General features: G+C 30.2%; 4 protein-coding genes. 1 reads left to right on the forward strand and 3 read right to left on the reverse strand.

Annotated elements, in window-relative coordinates:
* Positions 1–51 precede the first annotated feature (51 nt).
* From proC to IX290_RS11230, 3 genes are all read right to left on the reverse strand, one after another.
* Positions 52–858, reverse strand: coding sequence for a pyrroline-5-carboxylate reductase (gene proC / locus IX290_RS11220; RefSeq protein ID WP_211493281.1), 807 nt, complete (start codon positions 856–858; stop codon positions 52–54).
* Positions 859–881: 23 nt separating this feature from the next.
* The gene (locus IX290_RS11225; RefSeq protein ID WP_211493282.1) at positions 882–1,733 is read right to left on the reverse strand and encodes a MurR/RpiR family transcriptional regulator; all 852 of its coding nucleotides are present in this window, start codon (positions 1,731–1,733) and stop codon (positions 882–884) included.
* A 150-nt stretch (positions 1,734–1,883) separates the two neighbouring features.
* The gene (locus IX290_RS11230; protein WP_211493283.1) at positions 1,884–2,111 is read right to left on the reverse strand and encodes a hypothetical protein; all 228 of its coding nucleotides are present in this window, start codon (positions 2,109–2,111) and stop codon (positions 1,884–1,886) included.
* 168 nt (positions 2,112–2,279) lie between these two features.
* Here IX290_RS11230 and IX290_RS11235 point away from each other — a divergent pair, with 168 nt between their 5' ends.
* Positions 2,280–2,969, forward strand: a complete 690-nt coding sequence (locus IX290_RS11235) for a LexA family transcriptional regulator (RefSeq protein WP_211493284.1) — start codon at positions 2,280–2,282, stop codon at positions 2,967–2,969.
* Positions 2,970–3,035: the final 66 nt, after the last annotated feature.

Below are 3,035 nucleotides of genomic sequence, written 5' to 3' on the forward strand. Positions count from 1 at the left end.
CAAGGCTTTAGTCATAAAGCCTTGTTTTATATGCATTAATCTACATATCAATTATTTATTTTTGCTCATTTCTTTTGATTTTTTTATTGTTTCAACTGCAGCTTTTATCACTGCACCTCTAAACCCGTCCTCTTCAAGAGATTTTACTCCAGCTATTGTAGTTCCACCAGGTGAGCAAACATTATCTTTTAATACTCCAGGATGTTGTCCACTTTCAAGGAACATCTTTCCACAACCTATCATTGTTTGACCTACAAGTTTATATGCTGCATCTCTAGGCAATCCTTCAAATACAGCTGCATCTGCTAAAGCTTCTATAAACATAAACATAAATGCTGGTGAAGAACCTGATGCACCTATAACAGCATCAAATAATTCTTCCTTAATTTCAACAGCAGTACCTATTGCTTCAAATAATGTTTTAAAATATTTCTTTTCTTCACTTTCAATATTTTCATTAAATGCATAAGCTATACAACCCTCTTGAACCATTAAAGGTAGATTTGGCATAGTTCTCACTATCTTACTGCTCATATTATCTATTTCATCTACAATGCTCTCCATAGTCACACCAGGAGCCATAGCAACAATTATTTTAGTACTGTTAACTGCATCTTTTATTTTGTCAATAACTTCAAAATATACATTTGGTTTAATAGCTAGGAATATAACATCACATTCTTTTACTATTGAAATCTCGTCATTTAATACATTTACACCATATGTATCATTTATATAGTTACCTTTTAATTTGTCATAAACATAAAGATTTTCAACAAGTACCATTTGAGAGTTAATAATCCCTTTTAAAAAGGCTTCTCCCATATTTCCACAACCGATAAAACCTATTTTTTTCATAACTTCATATCTCCTTACTGATTTTATTTATCTAAATAGATATTAAATCTATCTGTAATCTCTTTTAATTTATCAAATTTTTCATTAACATTCTCTTTATCCTGTAATCCCAATTTTACAAGAAGTGCATTGACAATAACTGTTCCTGGAACAAAAGTATAAGCCTTCTCTCCATTCTTAGTTGTAAGCACAAGATCTGATATATTACCCAATGTAGAATCTTTTTTATCTGTAACTGTGATAACTCTATTTCCATGATCTTTGAAAAATTGTGTAACCTGATAAGTAAAATTTGTATAAGGGTGAAATGAAATGGTAAACAGCAAATCATTTGACTGAGTATAAAGCAGCTTATCAGTAAAATCAGATGCTCCAGATATCATCAGCTCAACTCCCTCTCTAAATTCCTTTAACATGAAATACAGATAATAAGCTAGGGCATATGAACCTCTTGCACCTAATATATATAGTTTTCTGCTCTGTTGAATCCACTCTACTGCCTGATCCAGACTCTTTTCAATTTCCAATGCATCCATTTCCTGAAGAAGTTCAACATTGGTATTAATCATATCCTGTACAATGTTACTGTTCTTCTGTGCATCGTTTATGCTGTTTTTTAAATCTTTCATATATGAAGTCTGCTGTTCAACTTCTTTTTGAAATATCTTTTGAAAATCTGGATATCCTTTAAATCCCAAATTTTTTGAAAATCTCGTTATTGTGGCTGGACTTGTTTTAGTTTCCTTAGCCAGTTCATTAATAGATATAAATGAAACAATACTCTGATTATATTTAATGTAATCAGCTATTTTCTTAAAGCTTTTACTAAAACTATTATAGTTATTATCCAAATATCCCAATATTTTCTTTTTCATAATTACCTCGCCTTTATTACTACACTCTTTACAAATACAATTTATTTTTATTATAGTCTATTATACTTAATTTAGCAACAAATATTTGATTTGCAATTTTGTAAGAAGCTAGAAAATACTGGTATTGTTAGAGGAAAATTCCTCTTTTTCTCAACCTGCCAATCTAGATTCAGCAGGGATTTTTTCTATTTCGACACTATTGAATATCTTTTCAAGATAAGCAAAAGTTTTATCCAGGTTATTGCTCTTTATAGTTATCTGTTTTCCATTGAAAGAAAATCTGATACAAAACATTTCATGATGACCAGTTACTTCAAATATCAATTTAACTTTTTTAAACGAAGTTTCCCATTTTTTATTTCTTATTAACACTCTCATAATATGTCCTCCCTTTCTTTATCTATAAAAATAGATAACTATATTTATAGATATATAATAGTGTTATTTTCCTCTTTTGTCAAGGGATTTGAAAAAAATATTATTTTAAGTTGCTAATTTCACTAAAATGTATTATAATTATTTATAAATATATATAGGAGGTAGAGTATGGATTTCAGAAGTTTTTTAAAATCGAAAAGAGAAGCATTAGGTTTAAGTCAAAATAAATTTTCTAAAATGGTTGGTATCACTCAATCTTACTACAATGGTGTAGAAAGAGGAGAAATCAAAAACCCTCCTAGTGAAGAAGTTATTGAAAAATTTATCAGCACTCTGCTCTTAACTCCAGAAGAAGGTAATAAACTAAGATATCTTGCAGCTATTGAACGTACACCGGATATTATCCTTGAAGAATTAGAAAAACTGACAAACGAAAGAACTCAGGCCCATCAAAAAGCCGTTAGAGAACAATCTGACAAAGACGCTCTTATTCCACTATTCTCAAGAATCAGTGCAGGAGTTGGAGCTGTTACTGATGAAGAGCCTGTTGACTATATTTCACTTCCTGGTATCAGAAACATTGAAAGCATATTTGCTATAAATGTTAAAGGTGATTCTATGGAACCTACTATCAAAGATCAGTCTATCATTCTTTGCAAACAGAATGGTGAGATCAGAGATGGTGATGTTGCAGCATTTTTAGTTAACGGTGAATCATATGTTAAAAGAATTAAAGTAAATAGCAATTTTATAGCTCTTTTAAGTGATAACCCTAACTATCAACCAATTTATGTTTATCCAGATGATGAATTCAGAGTGATTGGAAAAGTTTTCAAAGTAATTAATGATGTTAAATAAAAATAAAAGAGGCTGTTTGTACTGCACCCAAAATCTTAGACAACTAAGATGGAGGTTGTAGTACAC

Origin of the sequence: Fusobacterium sp. DD2 (assembly GCF_018205345.1) — a bacterium.
In the GTDB taxonomy this organism is placed as follows: Bacteria; Fusobacteriota; Fusobacteriia; order Fusobacteriales; family Fusobacteriaceae; genus Fusobacterium_A.

Excerpts from the sequence above, each read along its gene's own strand:
- proC (WP_211493281.1), bottom strand. The coding sequence starts at position 858 with ATGAAAAAAATAGGTTTTATCGGTTGTGGAAATATGGGAGAAGCCTTT.
- IX290_RS11225 (WP_211493282.1), bottom strand. The coding sequence starts at position 1,733 with ATGAAAAAGAAAATATTGGGATATTTGGATAATAACTATAATAGTTTT.
- IX290_RS11230 (WP_211493283.1), bottom strand. The coding sequence starts at position 2,111 with ATGAGAGTGTTAATAAGAAATAAAAAATGGGAAACTTCGTTTAAAAAA.
- IX290_RS11235 (WP_211493284.1), top strand. The coding sequence starts at position 2,280 with ATGGATTTCAGAAGTTTTTTAAAATCGAAAAGAGAAGCATTAGGTTTA.